At 66.7% G+C, this 20748-nt stretch carries 21 protein-coding genes; 13 read left to right on the top strand and 8 right to left on the bottom strand.

Translation table 11 applies throughout. From position 1 onward, the window contains the following. Window positions 1-85: 85 nt before the first annotated feature. The 3 genes from AB4850_RS31455 to AB4850_RS31445 all read right to left on the bottom strand — a co-directional run bounded on the left by AB4850_RS31455 (window position 86) and on the right by AB4850_RS31445 (window position 2185). Window positions 86-760: a response regulator transcription factor gene (locus AB4850_RS31455; RefSeq protein WP_414443306.1), complete on the bottom strand. Its 675-nt coding sequence runs from the start codon at window positions 758-760 to the stop codon at window positions 86-88. Window positions 761-770: 10 nt separating this feature from the next. Beyond that, entirely contained in the window at window positions 771-1694 is a 924-nt protein-coding gene (locus AB4850_RS31450; protein ID WP_414443305.1) for a LysR family transcriptional regulator, read from the bottom strand. Window positions 1695-1810: 116 nt separating this feature from the next. Continuing rightward, window positions 1811-2185, bottom strand: coding sequence for a hypothetical protein (locus AB4850_RS31445; protein WP_414443304.1), 375 nt, complete (start codon window positions 2183-2185; stop codon window positions 1811-1813). A gap of 337 nt (window positions 2186-2522) precedes the next feature. Here AB4850_RS31445 and argG point away from each other — a divergent pair, with 337 nt between their 5' ends. From argG to AB4850_RS31405, 8 genes are all read left to right on the top strand, one after another. Then, window positions 2523-3875, top strand: coding sequence for an argininosuccinate synthase (gene argG, locus AB4850_RS31440; RefSeq protein WP_414443303.1), 1353 nt, complete (start codon window positions 2523-2525; stop codon window positions 3873-3875). 146 nt (window positions 3876-4021) lie between these two features. Beyond that, window positions 4022-4573, top strand: a complete 552-nt coding sequence (locus tag AB4850_RS31435) for a hypothetical protein (RefSeq protein ID WP_414443302.1) — start codon at window positions 4022-4024, stop codon at window positions 4571-4573. 256 nt (window positions 4574-4829) lie between these two features. Further along, window positions 4830-5288 carry a MarR family winged helix-turn-helix transcriptional regulator gene (locus AB4850_RS31430; RefSeq protein ID WP_414443301.1) on the top strand — a complete coding sequence of 153 codons (459 nt, stop codon included), beginning with the start codon at window positions 4830-4832 and terminating at the stop codon, window positions 5286-5288. A 106-nt stretch (window positions 5289-5394) separates the two neighbouring features. Beyond that, window positions 5395-5766, top strand: a complete 372-nt coding sequence (locus AB4850_RS31425) for a DUF779 domain-containing protein (RefSeq protein WP_414443300.1) — start codon at window positions 5395-5397, stop codon at window positions 5764-5766. 397 nt (window positions 5767-6163) lie between these two features. Then, entirely contained in the window at window positions 6164-7708 is a 1545-nt protein-coding gene (locus tag AB4850_RS31420; protein ID WP_414443299.1) for a Rieske 2Fe-2S domain-containing protein, read from the top strand. Window positions 7709-7781: 73 nt separating this feature from the next. After that, a complete protein-coding gene (locus tag AB4850_RS31415; RefSeq protein WP_414443298.1) occupies window positions 7782-8819 on the top strand; it encodes a PDR/VanB family oxidoreductase in 1038 nt (345 codons plus the stop codon). Window positions 8820-8966: 147 nt separating this feature from the next. After that, window positions 8967-9809 (top strand): class II aldolase/adducin family protein, encoded by an 843-nt coding sequence (locus AB4850_RS31410; RefSeq protein ID WP_414443297.1) that lies wholly within the window; start codon window positions 8967-8969, stop codon window positions 9807-9809. 94 nt (window positions 9810-9903) lie between these two features. Then, window positions 9904-11217: an MFS transporter gene (locus AB4850_RS31405; protein ID WP_414443296.1), complete on the top strand. Its 1314-nt coding sequence runs from the start codon at window positions 9904-9906 to the stop codon at window positions 11215-11217. 76 nt (window positions 11218-11293) lie between these two features. On the opposite strand, the gene AB4850_RS31400 is transcribed toward AB4850_RS31405, so the two are convergent. Beyond that, the gene (locus tag AB4850_RS31400; RefSeq protein WP_414443295.1) at window positions 11294-11956 is read right to left on the bottom strand and encodes a GntR family transcriptional regulator; all 663 of its coding nucleotides are present in this window, start codon (window positions 11954-11956) and stop codon (window positions 11294-11296) included. Window positions 11957-12075: 119 nt separating this feature from the next. Next, on the bottom strand, window positions 12076-12624 hold the full coding sequence (locus AB4850_RS31395) for a hypothetical protein (protein WP_414443294.1): 549 nt from the start codon (window positions 12622-12624) through the stop codon (window positions 12076-12078). A gap of 526 nt (window positions 12625-13150) precedes the next feature. Here AB4850_RS31395 and AB4850_RS31390 point away from each other — a divergent pair. Together AB4850_RS31390 and AB4850_RS31385 are read left to right on the top strand one after the other, a co-directional pair. Further along, window positions 13151-13450 (top strand): type II toxin-antitoxin system HigB family toxin, encoded by a 300-nt coding sequence (locus tag AB4850_RS31390; protein ID WP_414443293.1) that lies wholly within the window; start codon window positions 13151-13153, stop codon window positions 13448-13450. After that, window positions 13447-13872, top strand: coding sequence for a helix-turn-helix domain-containing protein (locus tag AB4850_RS31385; protein WP_414443292.1), 426 nt, complete (start codon window positions 13447-13449; stop codon window positions 13870-13872). The genes AB4850_RS31390 and AB4850_RS31385 overlap by 4 nt, the downstream gene beginning before the upstream one ends. A gap of 152 nt (window positions 13873-14024) precedes the next feature. Here AB4850_RS31385 and AB4850_RS31380 read toward each other — a convergent pair whose 3' ends face one another. Then, window positions 14025-14486, bottom strand: a complete 462-nt coding sequence (locus tag AB4850_RS31380; RefSeq protein WP_414443291.1) for an N-acetyltransferase family protein — start codon at window positions 14484-14486, stop codon at window positions 14025-14027. Between the two features lie 126 nt (window positions 14487-14612). Beyond that, on the bottom strand, window positions 14613-15599 hold the full coding sequence (locus AB4850_RS31375; RefSeq protein WP_414443290.1) for a helix-turn-helix domain-containing protein: 987 nt from the start codon (window positions 15597-15599) through the stop codon (window positions 14613-14615). A gap of 200 nt (window positions 15600-15799) precedes the next feature. On the opposite strand from AB4850_RS31375, the gene AB4850_RS31370 reads away from it, so the two are divergent. The 3 genes from AB4850_RS31370 (at window position 15800) to AB4850_RS31360 (ending at window position 19397) form a co-directional block, all read left to right on the top strand. Beyond that, window positions 15800-16600, top strand: coding sequence for an SDR family NAD(P)-dependent oxidoreductase (locus AB4850_RS31370; protein WP_414443289.1), 801 nt, complete (start codon window positions 15800-15802; stop codon window positions 16598-16600). Window positions 16601-16670: 70 nt separating this feature from the next. Further along, window positions 16671-18209, top strand: a complete 1539-nt coding sequence (locus AB4850_RS31365) for an amino acid permease (RefSeq protein ID WP_414443288.1) — start codon at window positions 16671-16673, stop codon at window positions 18207-18209. Between the two features lie 282 nt (window positions 18210-18491). Next, complete coding sequence (locus AB4850_RS31360; protein ID WP_414443287.1) at window positions 18492-19397, top strand: proline dehydrogenase family protein; 906 nt, start codon at window positions 18492-18494, stop codon at window positions 19395-19397. A 179-nt stretch (window positions 19398-19576) separates the two neighbouring features. Here AB4850_RS31360 and AB4850_RS31355 read toward each other — a convergent pair whose 3' ends face one another. Further along, window positions 19577-20713: an alpha/beta fold hydrolase gene (locus AB4850_RS31355; protein ID WP_414443286.1), complete on the bottom strand. Its 1137-nt coding sequence runs from the start codon at window positions 20711-20713 to the stop codon at window positions 19577-19579. Window positions 20714-20748: the final 35 nt, after the last annotated feature.

Genomic DNA, 20748 nt, shown 5'->3' with positions numbered 1-20748 from the left:
ACGTCGCGTGGCGGCGTTCGACAAGATGGTTGTGTGCGCAACCGGACAGCGGAATGCCGTGCGAGCGGCGCAAAAAAAATGCCGATCAGCCGAGCATGTAGCCCGCGCCGCGAATCGTGCGGATCAGCGGCGCTTCGCCGGGCTTGTTGATCTTGCGGCGCAGCCGGCCCACGTGCACGTCGATCAGGTTGGTGCCCGGATCGAAGCGGCAACCCCACACGCCCTCGAAGATCATCGTGCGCGTCAGCACGCGGCCGGCGTGACGCATCATGAATTCGAGCACGCGGAATTCGGTGGGCAGCAGGTCCAGCTCGTGCGCGCCGAGCGCCGCGCTGCGGCGCACCAGGTCGAGCTCGATGCCGTTGGCGCGCAACACCGTTTCGGCGTGTGCGTTGCGCGGCCGGCGGCGCATCAGCACTTCGAGTCGCGCCACCATCTCGTCGAGCGAGAACGGCTTGACGAGGTAGTCGTCGCCGCCCGCGCGCAGGCCCGCGATGCGCTGATCGACTTCCGACATCGCACTCATGACCAGCACCGGCGTGTCGAGGCCCACGCCGCGCATCGTCGAGAGGATCGTCAGCCCGTCGAGATCGGGCAGCATGCGGTCGAGCGTGACGGCGTCGTACTCGCCCGCCATCACCTTGGCGATGCCTTCGCGGCCGGTGCGCGCCACGTCGACGGTATGGCCCTGCGCGTTCAGTTGGCGCGCGATGCTGTCGGCGATCAGGACATCGTCCTCGATCGTCAGGATTTTCGACATGTGATGCGAGTCAGGCGACGGCGCGCAAGGGGGCGGTGCGGTCCGCGCCGCGATAGCGGCCCACCGAGAAATCGATGAAGCTGCGCACCTTCATGGACAGATAATTCCGGCCCGGATAAAGAATCGAGATGTTGCGCGGGCCGCCGTTGGCCGCGTAGTGGTCGAGCAGCGTGACCAGCTCGCCGCGTTCGATATCGGGTGTGACGAGCGGCTCGGGCAGCAGCGCGATGCCCATGTGGCTCAATGCCGCCACGCGCACCATCGCGCTGCCGCTGGAGGCCAGCGCCTGGCCGGTGTAGACGCGGCACACGCCGTCGTGATCGGCGAACTCCCAGGTGCGCGCGGCGCCGTCGGACACGGTCAGCAGGCTGTGGTTGTTCAGCGCGGCCGGGTCGGCCGGCGTGCCGTGGCGCGCCAGGTATTCGGGCGAGGCCACCAGCACCTCGCGCACCGTGGTCAGCGAGCGCGACACCAGCGTGGCGCTGACCAGCCGGCGGTCGTCGGAGAAGCAGACGTCGTAGCCGCCCTCGACCATGTCGATGTGGGTGTCGAAGGTGGTCACGTCGAAGCCGACGCGCGGGTGTTGCAGCCGGTAGCCGGCCAGCAGCTCGCCCAGGCCGCCGGCCGCGAAGCTCATCGACGCGGCCACGCGCAACGTGCCGCGCGGGTCGCGGGTGGCGCGCACGAGGTTCGATTCGACCTCGTCGAGCTTTTCGATGATCACGCGGCAGCCGTCGAGATATTCGCGGCCGGCCTCGGTCAGCGACAGGCTGCGCGTGGTGCGGTTCAGCAGGCGCATGTTCAGGTGCGCCTCCAGCATGCCGACGCTGCGCGTGACGGCCGCGGCCGACATGCCGAGCTGACGCGCGGCGAGGTTGAAGCTTTCGAGATCCACTACACGCGTAAAGACGCGCATCGCCTGGAGCTGGTTCATGGTTGTACGGGCAACATTTGCGGTGCGTTCATGATCGGTGGGGCGCGTTAACAACACCGCGCCCGGAACATGAAGCTTTTTTCAGAATCGCGGCGGGGTGAGGGCCGCGGGCCGGCTCAGTTGGGCAGGCTGGTGGCCTCTCGCGCATCTTCCAGATGGCGGCCGAGCGATTCGTGCAGGCGCTCCAGGCTCAGCGGCGGCAGCGCGAAACCGCTCCAGCCCAGGCCCGTGTGGCGCAGGAACAGCACCGCGCCGCCGTACAGCGCGTGCTGCTCGGTGTACCAGCACGGGTCCATCTCGACCACGTACTGCTCGGAGCGCAGCGGCGCTTCCGGCACCGGCGGCTGCATCGAGGCGCGCAGCAGGCTCAGGTACTGGATCACGGCGTCCACGTCGGCCGGATCGAGGATCACCGAGGCTTTGTCGATCGACACCAGCACGGCGCTCTTGCCGTACTCGTTGATCAGTTCGATGCTCATCGGACGCGTCATTTCCGGCTCCCTGTCCAGGTCACGATGCAGCGATTATCGGACCGCGTCCTGGCTCCATTTCTGAAACAACCGTATCGCCGGATGAAACTTTGTTTAAGGAGAACGGGCGGGCCGGCGCGCGGCGCCGATCGGCGCATGAGCGGCCGGCGGTGCGGAAATCGGCGAAAATCCGGTGAAAAATGCGCGGGCGGGGCCGATTTAGCGCGATTTTGGCCGATTTGCCCCCATTTCGAACGGTTTCCCCGGGGCGCGACAAAACTTGCCTCATAATCAGGCACCGCCGATACTTACGGGTTACGCGCATTCCCTTTCGATCACGATTTAACGGTTTTCCGTCATGACCACGATTCTTGAAAATCTCCCGACTGGCCAGAAGGTCGGTATTGCGTTCTCCGGCGGCCTCGACACCAGCGCGGCGCTGCACTGGATGCGCATCAAGGGCGCCGTGCCGTACGCATACACCGCGAACCTCGGCCAGCCGGACGAAGAGGACTACGATTCGATTCCGCAGCGTGCCCGCGAATACGGCGCCGAAAACGCCCGCCTGATCGATTGCCGCGCGCAACTCGTGGCCGAAGGGATCGCCGCGCTGCAATCGGGCGCCTTCCACATCTCCACGGCCGGCGTCACGTATTTCAATACCACCCCGATTGGCCGCGCCGTGACCGGCACCATGCTGGTGGCCGCCATGAAGGAAGACGGCGTCAACATCTGGGGCGACGGCAGCACGTACAAGGGCAACGACATCGAGCGGTTCTACCGCTACGGCCTGCTCGTCAACCCCGATCTGAAGATCTACAAGCCGTGGCTCGACCAGCAGTTCATCGACGAACTGGGCGGCCGTGCCGAAATGTCGGAATTCATGACGAAGGCCGGCTTCGGCTACAAGATGTCGGCCGAGAAGGCCTACTCGACCGATTCGAACCTGCTCGGCGCAACGCACGAAGCGAAGGATCTCGAAAGCCTCGATTCGGGCATCAAGATCGTCAACCCGATCATGGGCGTGGCGTTCTGGCGCGACGACGTGAAGATCGCCGCCGAGGAAGTGACGGTGCGTTTCGAGGAAGGCCGCCCGGTCGCGCTGAACGGCGTGGAATTCACCGACCAGGTCGAACTGCTGCTCGAAGCGAACCGCATCGGCGGCCGCCACGGCCTCGGCATGAGCGACCAGATCGAGAACCGCATCATCGAGGCGAAGAGCCGCGGCATCTACGAAGCCCCGGGTCTCGCGCTGCTGTACATCGCCTACGAGCGCCTCGTCACCGGCATCCACAACGAAGACACCATCGAGCAGTACCGCGAAAGCGGCCGCCGCCTCGGCCGCCTGCTGTATCAAGGCCGCTGGTTCGATCCGCAGGCCATCATGCTGCGCGAAACGGCGCAACGCTGGGTGGCGCGCGCCATCACGGGCGAAGTGCGCATCGAACTGCGCCGCGGCAACGACTACTCGATCCTCAGCACGCGTTCGCCGAACCTGACCTACGCGCCGGAGCGCCTGTCGATGGAGAAGGTCGCCTCGACGTTCTCGCCGCGCGACCGTATCGGCCAACTGACGATGCGCAACCTCGACATCACCGACACGCGCGACAAGCTGCGCGTGTATTCGCAAGTCGGGCTGCTGACGCCGGGCGAGACGTCGGCGCTGCCGCAGATCAAGCAGGACGTGCAGGACAAGAAGGCCGGCGAGTAAGCGCGGCTGGCGGCATGCAGTACCCCGGCCCGGCGGCGCGCGTGAGAGACGCGCCGCCGGGCCGGTTCGCGTGAGGTCGCGGCACGGGGTGTGCGCCGCGTTGCATCAAGCTGTCCGACTCCAATCACAATCCAATCGAGGCCGCGATGTTCACCATGCATCCTCCGTTGTCCTTCTTCCAGCGTCTTGCCGTGTGGTGGTCGTACTTCTGGCGCGCCACGCTCGCGACCTTGCCGATCTGGCTCGGCGCGATCGTGCTCCTGTTCGTGTTCTACCTGACGGCGCGGCATGGCATGGTGCCGAAGCTGGGGGAGAACGGCGCGTTCGGCCTGGCCGTGCTGGTGATATTCGGGCTGTTGGCGGCGGTCGTGGTGCTGAGTCTGCCGATCGTCGGTTACATGACGCGCCGCGCGTTCGCCAGGCATGGGCTCACGGTGCCGGAGCGCTACAGCTTCCGGCAGGCGGTGATGCTCGGGCTGACCACCTGGGGCTGGACCATCGTCGTATCGCTCGCCGGCAACCTGCTCGCGTATCCGTTCAAGCATGTGGTGGCGGCCTCGCCGGGCTGGATGCTGCTGCTGCAACTCGTCATGCTGTGCGTGGGGATACTCGGCGCGATGTATGTCGTGATGCCGCGTCAGGCGCGGCGGCTGCGGATTCAGACCGGCGATCCGGCGGTGCTGGCGGAGATGCTGTAAGGGGCAGAGGCCGGGACGCTTCGGGTTTCTCGTGCCGCCGCGTGCCGCCCGTGCCTTGGAGCGAGCCCGTGGCGCTGCAACGGTTCGGAGTCCGGCTTCGACACCGCGATGCGGCCCCGAGGCAGCGCTGCGGCACGGCGTAGCGTGCGAGCCGAATGTTAAATCGTTTTGACGTTGCCCGACGTCGCGTGTAACGTCGGCGTAACTTCACCCTTGTCCGTCGACGGCGCCCACGGCGGCGTCGACATGTCGATCCATGCTTCCCGATTGCTACTGCATCCAGTTCAGGCGCGCGGCCAACGCGCTGACCGGCATCTACGATCAGGTGCTGCGCCCCACCGGCCTGAAGGCCACGCAATTCGCGCTGCTGCGCGTGCTCGCTCGGCTCGAATCCGCCACCTTCACCGAGATCGCCACCATCACGATGCTCGACAAGACCACCATCTCGCGCAACATGAAGGTGCTGATCCAGTCGGGCTGGGTGACCGTGTTTTCCGAAGGCGATGCGCGCTTCAAGGTCGCGCGCCTGAGCGAAAGCGGCACGGCCAAACTGCGCGACGCGGAGCCGCACTGGCAGGCGGCGCAGGCGCGTGTGGAGGGCGACGTGCAGCAATACCTGCAGGGCACGGCCAGCAAGCAACTCGTGCTGGCGCTCGAAGCGCTCCATGAACCTCGGCCGGACGCCGACGCCGACGCCCACCCGGCGGCGGGTTAACCCGGCCTGTCGAAGCGCGGCGGCGCTGCCTAATATCGGACGGATGGGCGGCGGCCGGCATGCCGGCGCTCGCCACCGTTGGCGCACCGCGCCGGGAGGAGACACCATGTCCGATTCGCCACCGCGCGTCGTCGCCACCGACGCCGCGCGCCAGTTGATCCAGGAACTGAGCCGCAAGCACGGCCAGTTGATGTTCCACCAGTCGGGCGGCTGCTGCGACGGCAGCGCGCCGATGTGTCTTCAGGAAGGCGAACTGATCGTCGGCGGCGGCGATGTGCGCCTCGGCGAGATCGAGGGCATGGCGTTCTACATGAGCGACTCGCAGTACGCGTCGTGGCAGCACACGCAACTGATCATCGACGTGACGCCCGGCATCGGCGGCATGTTCTCGCTCGAAGGCACCAGCGGCCTGCGCTTCCTGACGCGCTCGCGGCTGTTCACCGAAGACGAACTGAGCCGGCTCGACGCGGTGCGTTAGCGTCGCGGCAGCCCGGCAGCCCGGCAGCCCGGCAGCCCGGCAGCCCGGCGGCCCGAGCAGCCCAGCGCCCGGGCGTCACCCTCGGCGGCAGGGGCGGGCGGTGCCCGCGTGACGACCCCGAGCCGCCGTCGCCGTCGTTTCATCCTTCCCCGCTTTCTCTCGTTTCCTCCACGTTGTTCCGCGCCGCAGCGCCGTCGCGTTGCCGCGCCTTGCACCCGCCCGCACCAACGCACAGCAGCCGCCGTTCGCCACGGTCGGCGCGCGCACGCCAAGCGCGATCTCGGTGTTAACCCATACAGACATTCCGGATTCAGAACACTACGCTCTGTATACAGAGTTCAGAGTTCAAAAGAATTCAAGCGGCACGATCCCCATCAATCACTGGAGGAAGCAAGTCATGAGCGTCAAATCGGACAAACTGGAAGAGCCGCGCACCGCCGGCGGAGCCGCGCCGGTTGCCAGGAAACTGATTCCCTACGGCGGCTACTACACGAACAAGATTCCCGATCACGATCCCGAGCTGACGGAAACCGGGCCGGGCACGCCGACCGGCGAATTCATGCGGCGCTTCTGGCACCCGGTGTGCATGTCGCTCGAACTGACCGATACGCCGCGCTTCCTGAAGATCCTCAACGAGGAACTGGTGGCGTTCCGCGACAAGAGCGGCGCGGTGGGCGTGCTGCATGCGCACTGCGTGCACCGCGGCGCATCGCTCGAATACGGCTCGATCCAGGAGCACGGCATCATGTGCTGCTATCACGGCATGGTGTTCGACGTGGACGGCGCCTGCCTGCACGTGCCGTTCCCGAAGGGGGAGGAGAAGGAGGCCGAGAAGTTCGCCTGCTCGATCCGCCAGGGCGCCTACAAGGCGGTCGAGCGCAACGGCCTGGTGTTCGCCTACATGGGGCCGCCCGAGGACGAACCGCCGTTCCCCGAATGGGAAGGCGACTTCACGGTGATGGACGGCGACGAGCTGGTGCCGTACAGCAACTTCCAGCATTGCAACTGGCTGCAGGTGCAGGACAACGCGGCCGACAACTACCACACGGCCGCGCTGCACGCGGGCAAGAGCGTGGTGGATGGGCACTTCCAGGGCACCACGTTCGACGAGGTCGGCGCGGCCTCGATGGAAGTGGCGCCCGACATGAACTTCGTGCCGGTGCAGGGCGGCCGAAGCCTCGCCTGCGCGGGCGCGCGCCGCGTCGACAAGGATCGCCTGTTCGTGCGCGTGCAGCATCAGGTGCTGCCGAACCTGAGCCTGCACGCCTACACGTCCGAGGACGGCTCGCAGAAGAAGCTGTTCAGCCGCTTCCACATCATTCGCTGGACGGTGCCGGTGGACGACGAGAACAGCAAGATGATCGGCTGGCGCGTGATGGGGCCGGGCATCGACACGCGCGGCGTGGGCAACAAGGCGCTGGTGGGCTACGAGTCGATCGACTTCCTCGAAGGCCAGGTGGCGATGCGCCGCCCCGAGCGCTTCGGCCAGTACAAGCTCGACGAGCTGCCGCCGATCCCGCCGAACCACCGCGAGCGCGCGCACTACAAGCAGGCGCAGTACGCGCCGGGCGATTACGAGGCGATCATCAGCCAGCGCCCGATCGCCGTGCATGCGCTCGAACATCCGACCCGCTTCGACGCGGGCCTCTACCAGTTCCGCAAGATGCTGCGCGACGCGGTGCGCGGCACCAATCCGCCGTCGTCGGCGCAGGGCTTCACCGAATGGTTCCGCGAGCTGGCGGGCGCACCGAACAGCTATTGCTCGGGCAACGTGTTCGAGATCGCCGAGGGCGAAACCGTCGAAGAAGAAGTGGCGCGCCGGCGCAAGGTGCTGAAGTCGGTGGTCGAGATCCTGACGCAGAGCGAACCGATGAAGGGCGCCGAGCGCGCCGAGTTCGTGCGGGGCCGCTTCGACGATCTCGAGCAATCGCTGAAGCGCTGACACGCCAGCGCCTTACCGGCGGCGCGCTCGCCGCGCGCGAGCGCGCCGCCTGCCAAGCACAAGGAAACACCGCATGGAAACCGAACTGGAAGCCGCATTGGCCCCCGCGCAGGAGGCGGCAGAGGCTGCGCGCGACGCGGCCGCCGACACCCTCGACGTGAGGGTCAGGCAGGTGCGCTACGAAGGGCGCGGCATCAATTCCTACGAACTGGTCAGCCCGGGCGCTGCGCCGCTGCCGCCGTTCGAGGCCGGTGCGCATATCGATGTCCATCTGAAGCAGGGCGTGATTCGCCAGTATTCGCTCAGTAATGCGCCGGGCGAACGGCACCGCTACGTGATCGCCGTGCTGAAGGACGAGAACGGCCGTGGCGGCTCGCGCGCCGTGCACGAGCAACTGCGCGCCGGCGACATCGTGACGATCAGCCGGCCGCGCAATCACTTCGCGCTGGCGCGCGACGCCGCGCGCGTCGTGCTGATCGCGGGCGGCATCGGCGTCACGCCGATCAAGGCGATGGCGCACGAGCTAGACGCGCGCGGCATCGCGTACGACATGCACTACTGCGCGCGCAACGCCGAGGGCGCCGCATTCGGCCCCGAACTCGACGCGATGCGCCGCGCCGGCAAGCTGCACGATCACTACGACGAAGGGCTGGACCACCTGCGCTTCGACGTGAAGCAACTGCTGAAGCGCCACATGCCCGGCACGCACGTGTATTACTGCGGCCCGGCCGGCTTCATGGCGGCCTGCGCCGAAGCTGCCGCGCACTGGCCGGCCGGCACCGTGCACTTCGAGCATTTCAAGGCACCGGAACGGCCGAAGGCCGAGGCGGGCGGTGGCGATTCGGCGGCTGGCGAATGCGAGGTGACGATCGCGAGCACCGGGCAGGTGGTGATGCTGAAGGCGGGCGAGAGCCTGGTGGATGCGCTCGGCGCGGTGGGCATCGTGGTGCCCACCTCGTGCTGCGCGGGCCTGTGCGCGACCTGCAAGCTGCGCTACCTCGAAGGCGAGGTGCAGCACAACGACACCATCCTCGACGAGGATGAGCGCCGCGATCACCTGACCGCCTGCGTGTCGCTGCCGGCCGGCAAGCGGCTCGTGCTCGATCTCTGAGTATGAATGTGGTTCATGTTTGTATGAACAGCGTTCGTTTGTCGACGCAAGTCGCGCGACAGACGACAACGGTATCGGCGGCGCAGGGCAGGAAGTGGGAGGCCGCGCCGCATCTCGTCACCCCACTATGTCGAAGGAGGCAATCTCATGTCCACAGTCGCCGAACGCCCGGCCGAATCGATCGTCAAGCCGGGAAAGGTGTCGATCTACCAACCCGATCAGGAAGGGTTGATCTTTCCCGAACTGCCGACGTTCGAATCGCACGCGGCGCATCGCCAGCACTTGAAGGAGCGGCTCGTGGCCGCCTGCCGCGCGTTCGCGCAGCACGGCTTTGATTACGGCTTCGCCGGCCACCTGACGATTCGGGATCCCGAACATCCGGGCCTGTACTGGACCAACCCGATGGCCGTGCATTTCGCGCAGGTGAAGGTGTCGAACCTGATCTGCGCCGACCACACCGGCCGCGTGGTGGAAGGCGAATACGCGATCAACCGCGCGGGCTTCGTGCTGCATGCCGCCGTGCACGAGCAGCACCAGGACATCGTCGCGATGTGTCATGCGCACACCGTGTACGGCACTGCGTTCGCCGCGCTCGGCAAGCCGCTCGCGCCGATCTCGCAGGACGCCGCCGCGTTCTTCGAAGACCACGTCGTGATCGGCGAGGAAGCGGGCAAGGTGGCGGTGGAAGTGAAGGGCGGCAACAAGGTCGCCAACGCGTTCGCCGGCGTGAAGGCCGCGATCCACCAGAACCACGGCCTGCTGACGGCGAGCCGCCACAGCATCGATGCCGCCGCGTTCTGGTTCATCGCGCTCGAACGCTGCTGCCGCCAGCAACTGATGATCGAGGCGACCGGCGTGGTGCCGAGGGAAGTGAAGCCCGAAAGCGCGCGCTACAGCCGCGAACACGTGGGCAGCGAATACATCGGCTGGCTCCACTTCCAGACGCTCTGGAACGACCTGGTCGCGACGCAGCCGGACATGTTCGACTGATTCGCGCCGGTTGAACCCCCACACCGGCCGGCGGAGACGCTCCCAAGATGGCGCCCGCCCGGCCGGCATTTGCCAGGCCCCTCAGGAGACAACCATGAGTTCCCCCAGCCCTGCCGCGTATATGGAAGGCGGCGAGTCGTCGGCGTTCGCGAAAGCGACCGTCCGGCTCGTGCCGTTCCTGTTCCTCTGCTATCTCGCCGCGTACCTGGATCGCATCAACGTCGCGTTCGCGAAGCTCCAGATGCTGACCGATCTCGGCTTCAACGAAGCGATCTACGGCTTCGGCGCCAGCGTGTTCTTCATCGGCTATTTGTTGTTCGAAGTGCCAAGCAACTTGATGCTGCTGCGCGTGGGGCCGCGGCGCTGGATCGCGCGGATCATGGTGACCTGGGGGCTGCTGTCGGCCGGCATGATGTTCGTGCACACGGCCACGCAGTTCTACGTCATGCGCTTCCTGCTCGGCGTGGCCGAGGCCGGCTTCTTTCCGGCCATCGTGCTGTACCTGACGTACTGGTTTCCGCCGTCACGCCGCTCGAAGGTGACGGCGCTGTTCATGACCGGCATTCCGATGTCGGGCGTGGTTGGCGGGCCGCTGTCGGGCTGGCTCATGACGCAGCTCGGCGGCGCGCACGGCATGGCCGGCTGGCAGTGGCTGTTCCTGCTGGAAGGCGTGCCGACCATCGTGCTCGGCGCGATCGCGTTCTTCTTCCTCGACGACAAGGTGGCCGACGCCAACTGGCTCGATGCCGACCAGAAGGCCGCGATCGAGCGCAAGCTGCGCGAGGAGGCGCCCAAGGGCGCGTTGCAGTCGGTGCGCGAGGGGCTGTTCAGCGCGAAGATCCTGCTGGTCAGCGGCATCTATTTCTTCTACACGATGGGGCTGTACGGCGTGAGCTTCTGGCTGCCGACGCTGATCAAGTCGAGCGGCGTGTCGAACCCGCTCAACGTCGGGCTGCTGACCGCGATTCCGTATGCGGCCGGCGCGATCGCGATGGTGCTGGTCAGCCAGAGCTCGGATCGCAGCGGCGAGCGGCGCTGGCACCTGATCGTGCCGGGGCTGGTGGGCGCGCTCGGGCTGGGCCTGAGCGTGGCGTTCGCGCATTCCACCGCGCTGGCGATGATCGGCCTGACCATCGGCACGATGGGCGTGATGACGACGATCTCGCAGTTCTGGGTGCTGCCGCCCGCGTTTCTCGGCGGCGCGGCAGCGGCGGCAGGCCTTGCGCTGGCGAACTCGGTCGGCAGCATTTCGGGCGTGGTCAGCCCGTCGCTGATCGGCGTGATCAAGAACGCCACGGGATCGGCCGGTGCCGGCGTGCTGGTGCTGTCGGCGAGCCTGGTGGTGGGCGGGGTGCTGGTGCTGCTGGTGCCGCCCGCGCTGGTGAATTCGCGTCGCACGCGGGCTTGAGGGAAAGGATGCGTGGCGTCAACGCATCCTGATGTCATCGCGCCGGCGGGCTATGTGTCCGCCGGCGCGCGTTCGTTCAGGCCACCGCTTCGGCCATGTTGTGCACGAGGTTCTCGCGCGCATATTCGGTGTGCTGACTACTGAGCTTCGCGGCCAGTTCCTCGTCGCCCTGCGCGATCGCCTCGGCGATCGCCGCGTGCTCGTCCCAGACGCTCTTGCGCTGGCCGGCCACCCGATGCACGGCGCCCATCACGCGGCGCAGCAGCATCCAGTGCAACTGCGCGTTATCGACGATCAGCGGGTTGCCCGAGGCGGCGTAGATCGCGCTGTGAAAGGCCATGTCGGCCTCGATCATCGCCTTGATGTCGTCGCCCTTCGAGAGCTTGCGGCCGGTGGCGATCAGCGCCTTGTCGAGCTTGACCCGCTTGCGCGCCGCGAGCCGGGCGGCGAGGCTGTCGAGCGCGCCGCGCAGTTCGTAGAGATGGCCGATGCGTTCGGCGTCGAGCGGCGCGACCTGCAGGCCGCGCCCCGGCGCGTCTTCCACGAGGCCGTCCTTCTTCAGCAGGCGGAACGCCTGCAGCACCGGCGAGCGCGACACCGACAACTGCTCGGCGATTTCTTCCTGGACGATACGGGTGCCCGGCGCGATCGAGCCTTCGGTGATGGCGTCGCGCAGCACGCGATAGACCTCGTCGACGTAATCGGTGCGCGCCTGGATTTTCAAGAGTTTCGCTGGCATGGTCACGGCATCTATGGATACAGAATACCGTTAGCTTACCAGCACGGAAGAGGGGCGGCGGCGGGGTGTTGCGCGCAAGCGCAGGCGGGCGGTTCGGCGGGGCGTGGCGGCTTGCCGCCTCAGTTTGCCGGAAGGCAGCAGAACCAGGCAGGCAGGTCGTCCGTGCCGGCCGGCGCGGCGTGCAGGCGGCCCGGCTTGATGATCGCATCCGCTTGGCACGCGGCGCGCACCGCGTCGAGGCAGCGCGCGAGGTCGCCGCCGCGCGCCTGCTGCACGAACACCAGCGCGGCGGCCGCGCGGAAGCGCCGCGCCTCGGCCACTGCGAAGCGCATGTCGTCGAGCAACTGGCCGGCCTCGCCGCCGCGCGCGTCGCGCACGAAGATCGACAGCAGGCCGGCCGCGGCGCGCGCGAGAATCCATTCGGCCTCGACGCCGCCGAGCGAATCGCGCTCCAGCGGCACGTACGACAGCGTTTCGGGGTCGGCGAAGCCGGCCTGCGCCTGCAACGCCGCACGCGCCGCAGCGGGCACGCCGCCGTGCGCCCACTGCGCGAGCGGCGCGGCCGGGCGTTGCGTACGGGCGAACGAGAAGCCGGTCTCTCCCAGCAGCAGCGGTTCGTCGAGGTCGGTGCTCGTGGAGCGGCCAAACAGGCAATCCGGCATCTTCATCGCGCGTCCTCGGCGGTGGGTGGGCGAATCGTGGGGGAGCAGAGCGGCGTGGATGGTCTTGAGGGATCGGTGAAATCGTCTACCGAATGCCGAACTCTGTATCCAGAGAGTATCGGGGCGGGCGCGCGGCGGACATCGGGAGAAACACGCAGCGCCTATGCGGTGCGCTTCGGCGGCATCGATCAGGCATGCAGATGGATTGACCGTGGTCTCTCCTGCTGACCGCCCCTCGCGTGCCTTGCGGCGGTAGCGGCCTTGTCGATCGCGGCGCGCTGCCGAAAGCACGGGCGCTCGATCTGGATGCGCATACGATGAGTGGGTTTGATACGTATCAGCGCCGCTTGCCTCCCCACACGATATGTTGGCGAACTCGTGAACTTCTCAATTTGCGAAGTTCACGTTTTGCGAATACACTCGTTTCCGCGTATGCAGCATCGGCGTCTGCAAGGGTCGGTCATTCAGGGGTGTGCCCCTATTACGGAGAAGGCCATAAACGACGTCGAAACGTTTGACAAGGAACGCCAGCATGCGTGTCATTTCGAAAACGGCAGTCGATGAATTCATTGCCAAGCACCCCGCAACGAAAAGTTCGCTTCAGATCTGGTACACACTGGCGCTGAAGTGCAAGGCCGACGATCTGGCCAGCCTGAAGACGACGTTCGGTACCGTTGATTACGTTCCTGCCTGCTTCTATGTTTTCAACGTGGGAGGCAACAAGTGTCGAGTCGTTGCCGCCATTCATTTCGATCGGCAAAAGTTGTTCATCCGCCATGTTCTGACGCACAAGGAATACGACGCATGGACAGGGAAAAATAGAAAGAAATGAAAACTCAACGCCTCTCGGGAGGTTTTCCCGCCATTGCCAAAACCTGGTCCGCTTTGCAGGAGCAGGTCTTTCTCAAGCCGATTCGCGACGAAGGCGATCATCGCAAGATGGTCGCGCTGGCCAACGAGCTGGCCGATCATCTGCATCTCGAGGCAGACGAAGGTCCGCTGCACGACCTTTTCGATCTGGTCACGGATCTGATCGAGGGTTGGGAGTCGCGTCAGGTGGCGCTGCCGAAAGCCGAGCCGCGCGAGGTGCTGCGCTATCTGCTGGAAGCGCACGGCCTGAAGCAGAAGGATCTGGCCGACATCGCCTCGCCGACGCTGATCAGCGACATCCTCGCGGGCCGCCGCGCGATCAGCAAAAACGTCGCGAAGGCGTTGGCCGAGCGCTTCGGCACCGATATGAGCGTGTTCGTCTGAACCTGGCGGGCGACGTGGCGTTCCCCAAATCCGACCCAACCCCGCCAGCATGCGCTTGTCGGATGCATGCTGCGTGCGGCCCGAGGGTGTGCGAGAACACATGCTCAGGATCGAGCGACGGTAAAACCGATAACGCAACGCGTCCCGGCCGCCTACATCTGCTGCCGATAAACCAAAAATCCCGACTTGTTCGCCACCTGGTCGTACAGCTTCATCGCCGTCGCATTGGTTTCATGAGTCTGCCAATACACGCGCTCGACGCCGTCGCGCCTCGCCTCGCGATACACGGCCTCGATCAGCGCGCGCCCGACGCCCTTGCCGCGCGCCGCATCGAGCGTGAACAAGTCCTGCAGATAACAGATCGGCCCGGCCAGTGTGGTGTGACGGTGGTAGAGAAAATGCACGAGGCCGACGAGCGCGCCATCCAGCTCCGCCACCATCGCCCGCATCGGCTCGTAACCGTCGAAGAAGCGCCGCCACGTCAGGTCGGTGATCTCGCGCGGCAGCGCGGTGTCGCCCGAGCGGCCATAAAACGCGTTGTAGCCATCCCAGAGCGGCAGCCACGCTGCGAAATCGGTGGGGCGTGCGTCGCGGACAACGAGTGAATCGTTCATGAAAAAGCGCTCCTGGGCGGCATTCGATGGCAGGCCAGTATAGGAGCGCGTCGCGCGTTTGCTGAGCACCAGCCGGTGGCGAATTCATGGAGCCACGCGAGAGTCGGCGATGCGCCGGCCACCGCCTCAACCGTGCCCGCGATGCCGGCGCAAGGTTTCGGAAGGTAGTTCTCCGAACTGTTCGCGGTATTCGTTCGAGAAGTTGCCGAGATGCCAGAAGCCCCAGCGCGTGGCGGCCTCGGTCACGGTGTCGGCGCGCTGCAATTCGCGGCGCGCATGCCCGAGCCGCACCGCGCGCATGTACGTGAACGGATTGACGCCGAGCGATGCCTCGAACGCGTATTGCAGCGTGCGGCGGCTCGCGCGCAATCGCACGCACAATTCGGCCACGGTCAGCGGGCCGTCGGGCGACCCCTCCACCAGCTCGCGCACCGCGCGCACCAGTTGCCAGTGGCGCGCGGTGCGATGCGTGAGGTGAGTGCGCGTGGCCGCGGCGGCGTCGTGTGCGAGCGGGTCGGGCAGCACGTCGGCCAGCCCGAACACGGCGCTGCGCTCCAGCGAGGCGGCCACCTGCGGATCGTCGAGCAGCGCCGGCGTGTCCTGGATCGCCGACAGCATCTGCGCCAACGTGGTGCGAAATGCGTCGAGCCGCAGCGGCTCGGCGTTGCGGATGCCGGCGCGGCCGGCCAGCCGTTCGCCGATCTCGCGCAGTTGCTCGCGCACGCTGTCGCTGCGCGTGTCGGCGGCGGTGATTTCGAGGTTCACCACCAGGTGCCGGTCCGGCGACAGAAATTCGAAACCGTTGCTGCCGGAAAACACATGCAGCGCGTCGCGATGGCTTGTCTCGCCGCACAACAGCGCATGCCCTTCGAGCTGGAACGGAATGCCCACGGCGATGCGGTCGCGCGCCACCTCGCCGCGCTGATAGACGGTGCGGTTCAGGCGCTCGACATGGATGCGCACGCTGCCGGCGGCAAACGAGACGATCGAGCCGTCGAAGCTGCCGCGCGAGATCTGGCAATAGCTCTGGTTCCAGGCGTCGAGCAGCGACGCCTGCTCCTCGACGCTGCGGCAGGTGTGGGTGGCAACGGCAGTGGTGAGATCGAAACCCATTTCTGAATTGGCTGTCGCGTGAGGGCCGCATTCCGTGAGGCCCAGTGTAGGCCCGCCAAAATAGCGGAGCAGCCGCACACGCCATGCCCGCACCGTGCGGCCGACTATTTCGGATTGCCATCGACATTTTGCCAATTCTGGATAGTCGCGCCATTTCGGTGCGCCTACCGTGTTGCCATCATCACATCGGGAGGCATCGAATGAGCATGGGCAAGCAAGGCACCACCCCGGCCGGGCGCGAGCGGCTGGCCGGCAAGGTGGCGATCGTGTCGGGCGGGGCGACCGGAGCCGGCGGCGCGGCGTCGCTGCTGTTCGCGCGCGAGGGCGCGCAGGTGGCGGTGATCGACCGCAACGTGGAGGCCGGCGAGGCGGTGGTGGCGCGCATTCGCGACGAGGGCGGGGTGGCGGAATTTTTTGCGGCCGACGTGTCGCGGCGCGACGCCGTGGACGCCGCCGTGGCCGGCGTGGTGCAGCGTTTCGCGCGCATCGACGTGCTGTTCAATCACGCGGGCAGCATCGTCGTCAAACCGTTCCTCGACACGACTGATGAGGACTACGACTGGCTCATGGACGTCAACGTGCGCAGCATGTTCATGATGACGCGGGCCGTGCTGCCGCACATGCTGGAGGCGGGGCGCGGCTCGATCGTGTGCACCGCGTCGATCTCGTCGGTGGCGGCCACGCCGCTCGAAGTGCTGTATTGCACCACCAAGGGCGCGTGCGCGATGTTCGCGCGGGCGATCGCCGTGGAATATCGCGATCGCGGCATTCGCTGCAATGCCGTGAATCCGGGCTTCATCAACACGCCGCACGGGCAGCGCGAGATCAGCGCGCTGGCGCAATACGGGTTCGACGCGAGCGAGGCGGCGCTGTCGGCGCAGCAGGGGCGGCTGTGCGCGCCCGAGGAAGTGGCGCAGGCCGCGCTGTTCCTGGCGAGCGACGATGCGTCGTTCGTCAACGGCGCGCACCTGTATGTGGACAACTGCTTCACGGCGGCCTGAGCGCAACGACATCGGCTATCGGGCATCCCGCGCGCGGCAAGGCCGCTCGCGTACATGAAAAGGATTCGTCATGGACATCAAACACACGGCCGCCCCGGCCGGCCCCGCTGACGACGACGTCAGGCTGCTGCACCAGATGGGGTACGCGCAGGAGCTGTCGCGCCGGATGGGGGCGTTCTCGAACTTCGCGGTGTCGTTCTCGCTGATCTGCATCCTGTCGGGCGGCATCACGTCGTTCCAACTGGGCCTGTCGGCGGCCGGCGGCGCATCGATCGGGCTGGGCTGGCCGCTCGGCTCGCTGTTCGCGATGGTGGTGGCGGCCGCGATGGCGCAGATCGCCTCGTCGTATCCGACGGCCGGCGGCCTGTATCACTGGGGCTCGATTCTCGGCGGCAAGACCTGGGGCTGGCTCACCGCATGGCTGAACCTGCTCGGCCTGGTGTTCGTGGTGGCCGCGATCAACTACGGCACCTACGATCCGTTCTTCAAGACGCTGATTGCGCCGCTGTTCGGCGTGTCGCCCGATTCGCTCGGCTGGGGCGCGCAAACGCTGTTCCTCACCGTGATCACGGCCTCGCAGGCGCTGCTCAACCATCGCGGCATCCGCCTCACGAGCCTGATCACCGATTTGTCGGGATACCTGATCTTCGTGGTGACGATTTTGTTGGTTGCGGCGCTGCTCTACTACTCGCCGGTCAAGCTCGACCTGTCGCGCCTGACCACGTTCACCAACTTCACCGGTACCGACGGCGGCATGTGGCCGAAGCAGACGATGGCGATGGCCTTCCTGTCCGGCCTGCTGCTGACCGCCTACACGATCACCGGTTTCGACGCCTCGGCGCACACCTCGGAAGAAACCCGCGACGCGTCGCGCAACGTGCCGCGCGGCATCATCGGCTCGGTGTTCTGGTCGACCACGTTCGGCTACGTGATGGTGTGCTCGTTCGTGCTGGTCATGCCGAACGTGGCCGACGCCGTCAAGCAGGGCACCGGCTTCTTCCAGGCGATCCTGGCGCCGATCCCCACGCCGCTGCGGCTGGTGATCGAGCTGCTGATGTTCTTCATCAACTACGTGTGCGGGCTGGCCGCCGTGACCTCGACCTCGCGGATGATGTACGCGTTCGCCCGCGATGGCGGCCTGCCGGGCTCGAAGTGGCTGCGTCGCGTCAACGCGCTGCACCGCACGCCGGGCACGGCGATCTGGGTCTCGGCGATCCTCGCGATCCTGATCACGTTGTACGGTGATGCGTTCAGCGTGTTGAGCGCCGGCAGCGCGGTGTTCCTGTTCATCTCGTACGCCATGCCGATCGCGGCCGGCATCTTCGCGGAAGGGCGCACCTGGACGCAGAAGGGGCCGTTCCAGCTTGGTTGGCTGTCCAAACCATTCGCCGTGGCGGCCGTGATCGGCGCGCTGGTGCTGGCCTATGTCGGCATCCAGCCGCCCAACGAGAAGGTGATCTACGTGATCGCGGCGCTGCTCGTGCTGCTGCTCGGCGTGTGGTATCTGGGCGGCGTGCGCAAGAGCTTCGCCGGGCCGCCGCTGGGCGGGCTGTCGAAGGAGCGCGAGCTGGCGCTCGAAGGGATGGAAGAGCGGCTCGGGGAGCAATGAGCGCGGGCCGCTCGGCACGCTGCGGCGGCGCGTGATACGATCGCTGCGCTTGCGGGCGTTGCATCGCCCGCCGCTTCACCCCGTTTATATTGCACAGCTAAACACTGCCACCATGTACGCAGCAGCCTGGCCTCCTTCGACAACGCACTGACGCCGGCGCCGATGCCTTCACCGCATCGGCCTGGCAGTCCTGCCTGACGGTATTGCACCGTCCGGTGACCGCGCCCCGGTTCGACCTTCCATGGTCGGGCTCCGGCGCATGCGTTTTCACGAGACCCAGACATGCGTATTTTCAATACGATGGCCGCGCGCGCCATCCCGTTCGTTCCTCATTGGCTGATCCGCAAGATTTCCCGCCGCTACATCGCGGGCGATACCTTGCATGACGCCGTTCCGCGCATCCGCGCGCTCGATGCGGCCGGCTTCGACACCACCATCGACGTGCTCGGCGAAACCGCCGCCACCGCGGCGCAGGCCGATGCGATGACGCGCGACTATCTCGACCTGATCGCGGCGCTCGGCGCAGACGGTTTGCACGCCGAACTGTCGATCAAGCTGACCGCGCTTGGCCTGCTGCTCGACGCGCCCGGCTGCGTGGCACGGGTCGAGCGCGTCCTGCACGAGGCCGCCCGGTACGGCCTGCAAGCCTGCATCGACATGGAGGACGTGAGCTGCACGCAGCGCACGCTCGACCTGTTCGCGTCGCTCGAAGCGGCGGGCCATCCAGTCGGCATCGCGGTGCAGGCGTATTTGCGGCGCACGCATGACGATCTGCCGGCGCTCGCCGCGCGCCGCAGCCGGATGCGGATTTGCAAGGGCATCTATGCCGAGGCGGCGTCGCACCTGGTCGAAGGGGCCGCGCACGACCGCCGCGCGATCAACGGGCCGTTCTTCGAGCATGTGGTGGCGGCGATCGAGGCGGGCGCGTTCGTCGGCATCGCCACGCACGACGTGCAGCTGATCGAGCGATTGGTGGCCTGGATCGAGCGCGAGCGCATCGACGCCTCGCGCTTCGAATTCCAGATGCTGCTGGGCGTGTGCGAGCCGTTGCGCGACCGGCTGCGCGAGCGCGGCTTCCGGGTGCGCGTGTATGTGCCGTACGGGATCGACTGGTACGGCTACAGCGTGCGTCGGATCAAGGAGAACCCGCGTATCGCGGGCTATGTGGTGGCGGCGTTGTTCCGGTAGGCACGGGCGCTCGCATGTGACCGCCCGCTCCGGATGAATGTGCCGCCGCCCGCGAGCGGCGCGGCGGCTCATCCGGCCAACGCCGCGATGGCCGTCGCGGCGGGGCGCGCGGTCACGTTACGAAACTGCTTCGTTCTGCTGCGCAAGTACCACGGCCAGCGCAGAGGCCCCAAAACACCTCATTGCGCCGGCTCCGCCAAGCCCTTCAGCAGCACCGCATGGAACTGCGCCGGGTCCTGCATCTGCGGCGCATGCCCCGCATCGGGGAATTCCACGAGACGCACGTGCGGGATCGCCGCGGCCGCCTGCTTGGCCAGCACCGGATAGTTGCCGAGCGTCGGGCGGAGCTTGGCCGGTGCGTACTCCTTGCCGATCGCCGTGTTGTCCTTGTCGCCGACGATCAGCAGTGTCGGCGTCTGCAGTTGCGGCAGTTCGTAGACCACCGGCTGCGTCAGGATCATGTCGTACAGCAGCGCCGAATTCCACGCCACGCGCGCGCGGTCGGGGCCGCGGTACATGCCGGCCAGCATCTGCACCGACGGCTCGTAGGCCTCGCGCCATTGCCCGGCGAAATAGGTGGTGCGCTCGTAGTTGCGGATGCGCTCCGCGCTCGTGTGCAATTCCCGTTCGTACCACTGATCGACCGACACCGGCGGCACGCCCTTGGCACGCCAGTCTTCCAGGCCGATCGGATCGACCAGCACGAGCTGTTGCGTGGCGTCGCGGTAGGTCAGCGCATAGCGGATCGCCAGCATGCCGCCCGTCGAGTGGCCGATCACCGTGGCCTGCTCGATGCCGAGCGATTGCAGCAGCGCGTGGGTGTTCAGCGCGAGTTGCTGGAACGAGAACTGATAGCTGTCCGGCTTGCTCGATTTGCAGAAGCCGATCTGGTCGGGCGCGATCACGCGGTAGCCGGCGTCGCTGAGTACCTTGATGGTCGGCCCCCAGGTGGCCGCGCAGTAGTTCTTGCCGTGCAGCAGCACGGCGGTGCGGCCGTTGGCCTTGCCGGCGGCGGGCGGCACGTCCATGTAGGCCATCTGCAATTCCTGGCGCTGCGAATGGAACCTGAAATGCGAGACCGGATACGGGTAATCGAAGCCTTCGAGTTGCGCGCCGTAGACGGGACCGTCGTCGGCCTTGGCCGCGCTGGCGGCGTGAGGTGCTGCAGTGCTGGCCGGTTCGGCGGCTTGAGCCGACATCGCAGGGCCGACGGACAGCAGCGGCGCAGCCGACAACAGCAGCGCGGCCAGCGGCAGCCGACGCGCGAAACGAGGTGAACGAACGGCGCGGGCGAGCAGGCGAGGGAGGATCGTCATCGGGGCATCCGGGAGCGTGAAGCGCACAGTGAAGC

Source organism: Burkholderia sp. 22PA0106 (assembly GCF_047497155.1).
Taxonomy (GTDB): Bacteria; Pseudomonadota; Gammaproteobacteria; order Burkholderiales; family Burkholderiaceae; genus Burkholderia.
The sequence above is the reverse complement of the archived record's forward strand: the minus strand, read 5'-3'. Positions and strand labels throughout refer to the sequence as shown.

What these genes read in the sequence shown, in the direction of transcription:
- AB4850_RS31455 (WP_414443306.1), bottom strand. Translation starts at nt 760, where the DNA reads ATGTCGAAAATCCTGACGATCGAGGACGATGTCCTGATCGCCGACAGC.
- AB4850_RS31450 (WP_414443305.1), bottom strand. Translation starts at nt 1,694, where the DNA reads ATGAACCAGCTCCAGGCGATGCGCGTCTTTACGCGTGTAGTGGATCTC.
- AB4850_RS31445 (WP_414443304.1), bottom strand. Translation starts at nt 2,185, where the DNA reads ATGACGCGTCCGATGAGCATCGAACTGATCAACGAGTACGGCAAGAGC.
- argG (WP_414443303.1), top strand. Translation starts at nt 2,523, where the DNA reads ATGACCACGATTCTTGAAAATCTCCCGACTGGCCAGAAGGTCGGTATT.
- AB4850_RS31435 (WP_414443302.1), top strand. Translation starts at nt 4,022, where the DNA reads ATGTTCACCATGCATCCTCCGTTGTCCTTCTTCCAGCGTCTTGCCGTG.
- AB4850_RS31430 (WP_414443301.1), top strand. Translation starts at nt 4,830, where the DNA reads ATGCTTCCCGATTGCTACTGCATCCAGTTCAGGCGCGCGGCCAACGCG.
- AB4850_RS31425 (WP_414443300.1), top strand. Translation starts at nt 5,395, where the DNA reads ATGTCCGATTCGCCACCGCGCGTCGTCGCCACCGACGCCGCGCGCCAG.
- AB4850_RS31420 (WP_414443299.1), top strand. Translation starts at nt 6,164, where the DNA reads ATGAGCGTCAAATCGGACAAACTGGAAGAGCCGCGCACCGCCGGCGGA.
- AB4850_RS31415 (WP_414443298.1), top strand. Translation starts at nt 7,782, where the DNA reads ATGGAAACCGAACTGGAAGCCGCATTGGCCCCCGCGCAGGAGGCGGCA.
- AB4850_RS31410 (WP_414443297.1), top strand. Translation starts at nt 8,967, where the DNA reads ATGTCCACAGTCGCCGAACGCCCGGCCGAATCGATCGTCAAGCCGGGA.
- AB4850_RS31405 (WP_414443296.1), top strand. Translation starts at nt 9,904, where the DNA reads ATGAGTTCCCCCAGCCCTGCCGCGTATATGGAAGGCGGCGAGTCGTCG.
- AB4850_RS31400 (WP_414443295.1), bottom strand. Translation starts at nt 11,956, where the DNA reads ATGCCAGCGAAACTCTTGAAAATCCAGGCGCGCACCGATTACGTCGAC.
- AB4850_RS31395 (WP_414443294.1), bottom strand. Translation starts at nt 12,624, where the DNA reads ATGAAGATGCCGGATTGCCTGTTTGGCCGCTCCACGAGCACCGACCTC.
- AB4850_RS31390 (WP_414443293.1), top strand. Translation starts at nt 13,151, where the DNA reads ATGCGTGTCATTTCGAAAACGGCAGTCGATGAATTCATTGCCAAGCAC.
- AB4850_RS31385 (WP_414443292.1), top strand. Translation starts at nt 13,447, where the DNA reads ATGAAAACTCAACGCCTCTCGGGAGGTTTTCCCGCCATTGCCAAAACC.
- AB4850_RS31380 (WP_414443291.1), bottom strand. Translation starts at nt 14,486, where the DNA reads ATGAACGATTCACTCGTTGTCCGCGACGCACGCCCCACCGATTTCGCA.
- AB4850_RS31375 (WP_414443290.1), bottom strand. Translation starts at nt 15,599, where the DNA reads ATGGGTTTCGATCTCACCACTGCCGTTGCCACCCACACCTGCCGCAGC.
- AB4850_RS31370 (WP_414443289.1), top strand. Translation starts at nt 15,800, where the DNA reads ATGAGCATGGGCAAGCAAGGCACCACCCCGGCCGGGCGCGAGCGGCTG.
- AB4850_RS31365 (WP_414443288.1), top strand. Translation starts at nt 16,671, where the DNA reads ATGGACATCAAACACACGGCCGCCCCGGCCGGCCCCGCTGACGACGAC.
- AB4850_RS31360 (WP_414443287.1), top strand. Translation starts at nt 18,492, where the DNA reads ATGCGTATTTTCAATACGATGGCCGCGCGCGCCATCCCGTTCGTTCCT.
- AB4850_RS31355 (WP_414443286.1), bottom strand. Translation starts at nt 20,713, where the DNA reads ATGACGATCCTCCCTCGCCTGCTCGCCCGCGCCGTTCGTTCACCTCGT.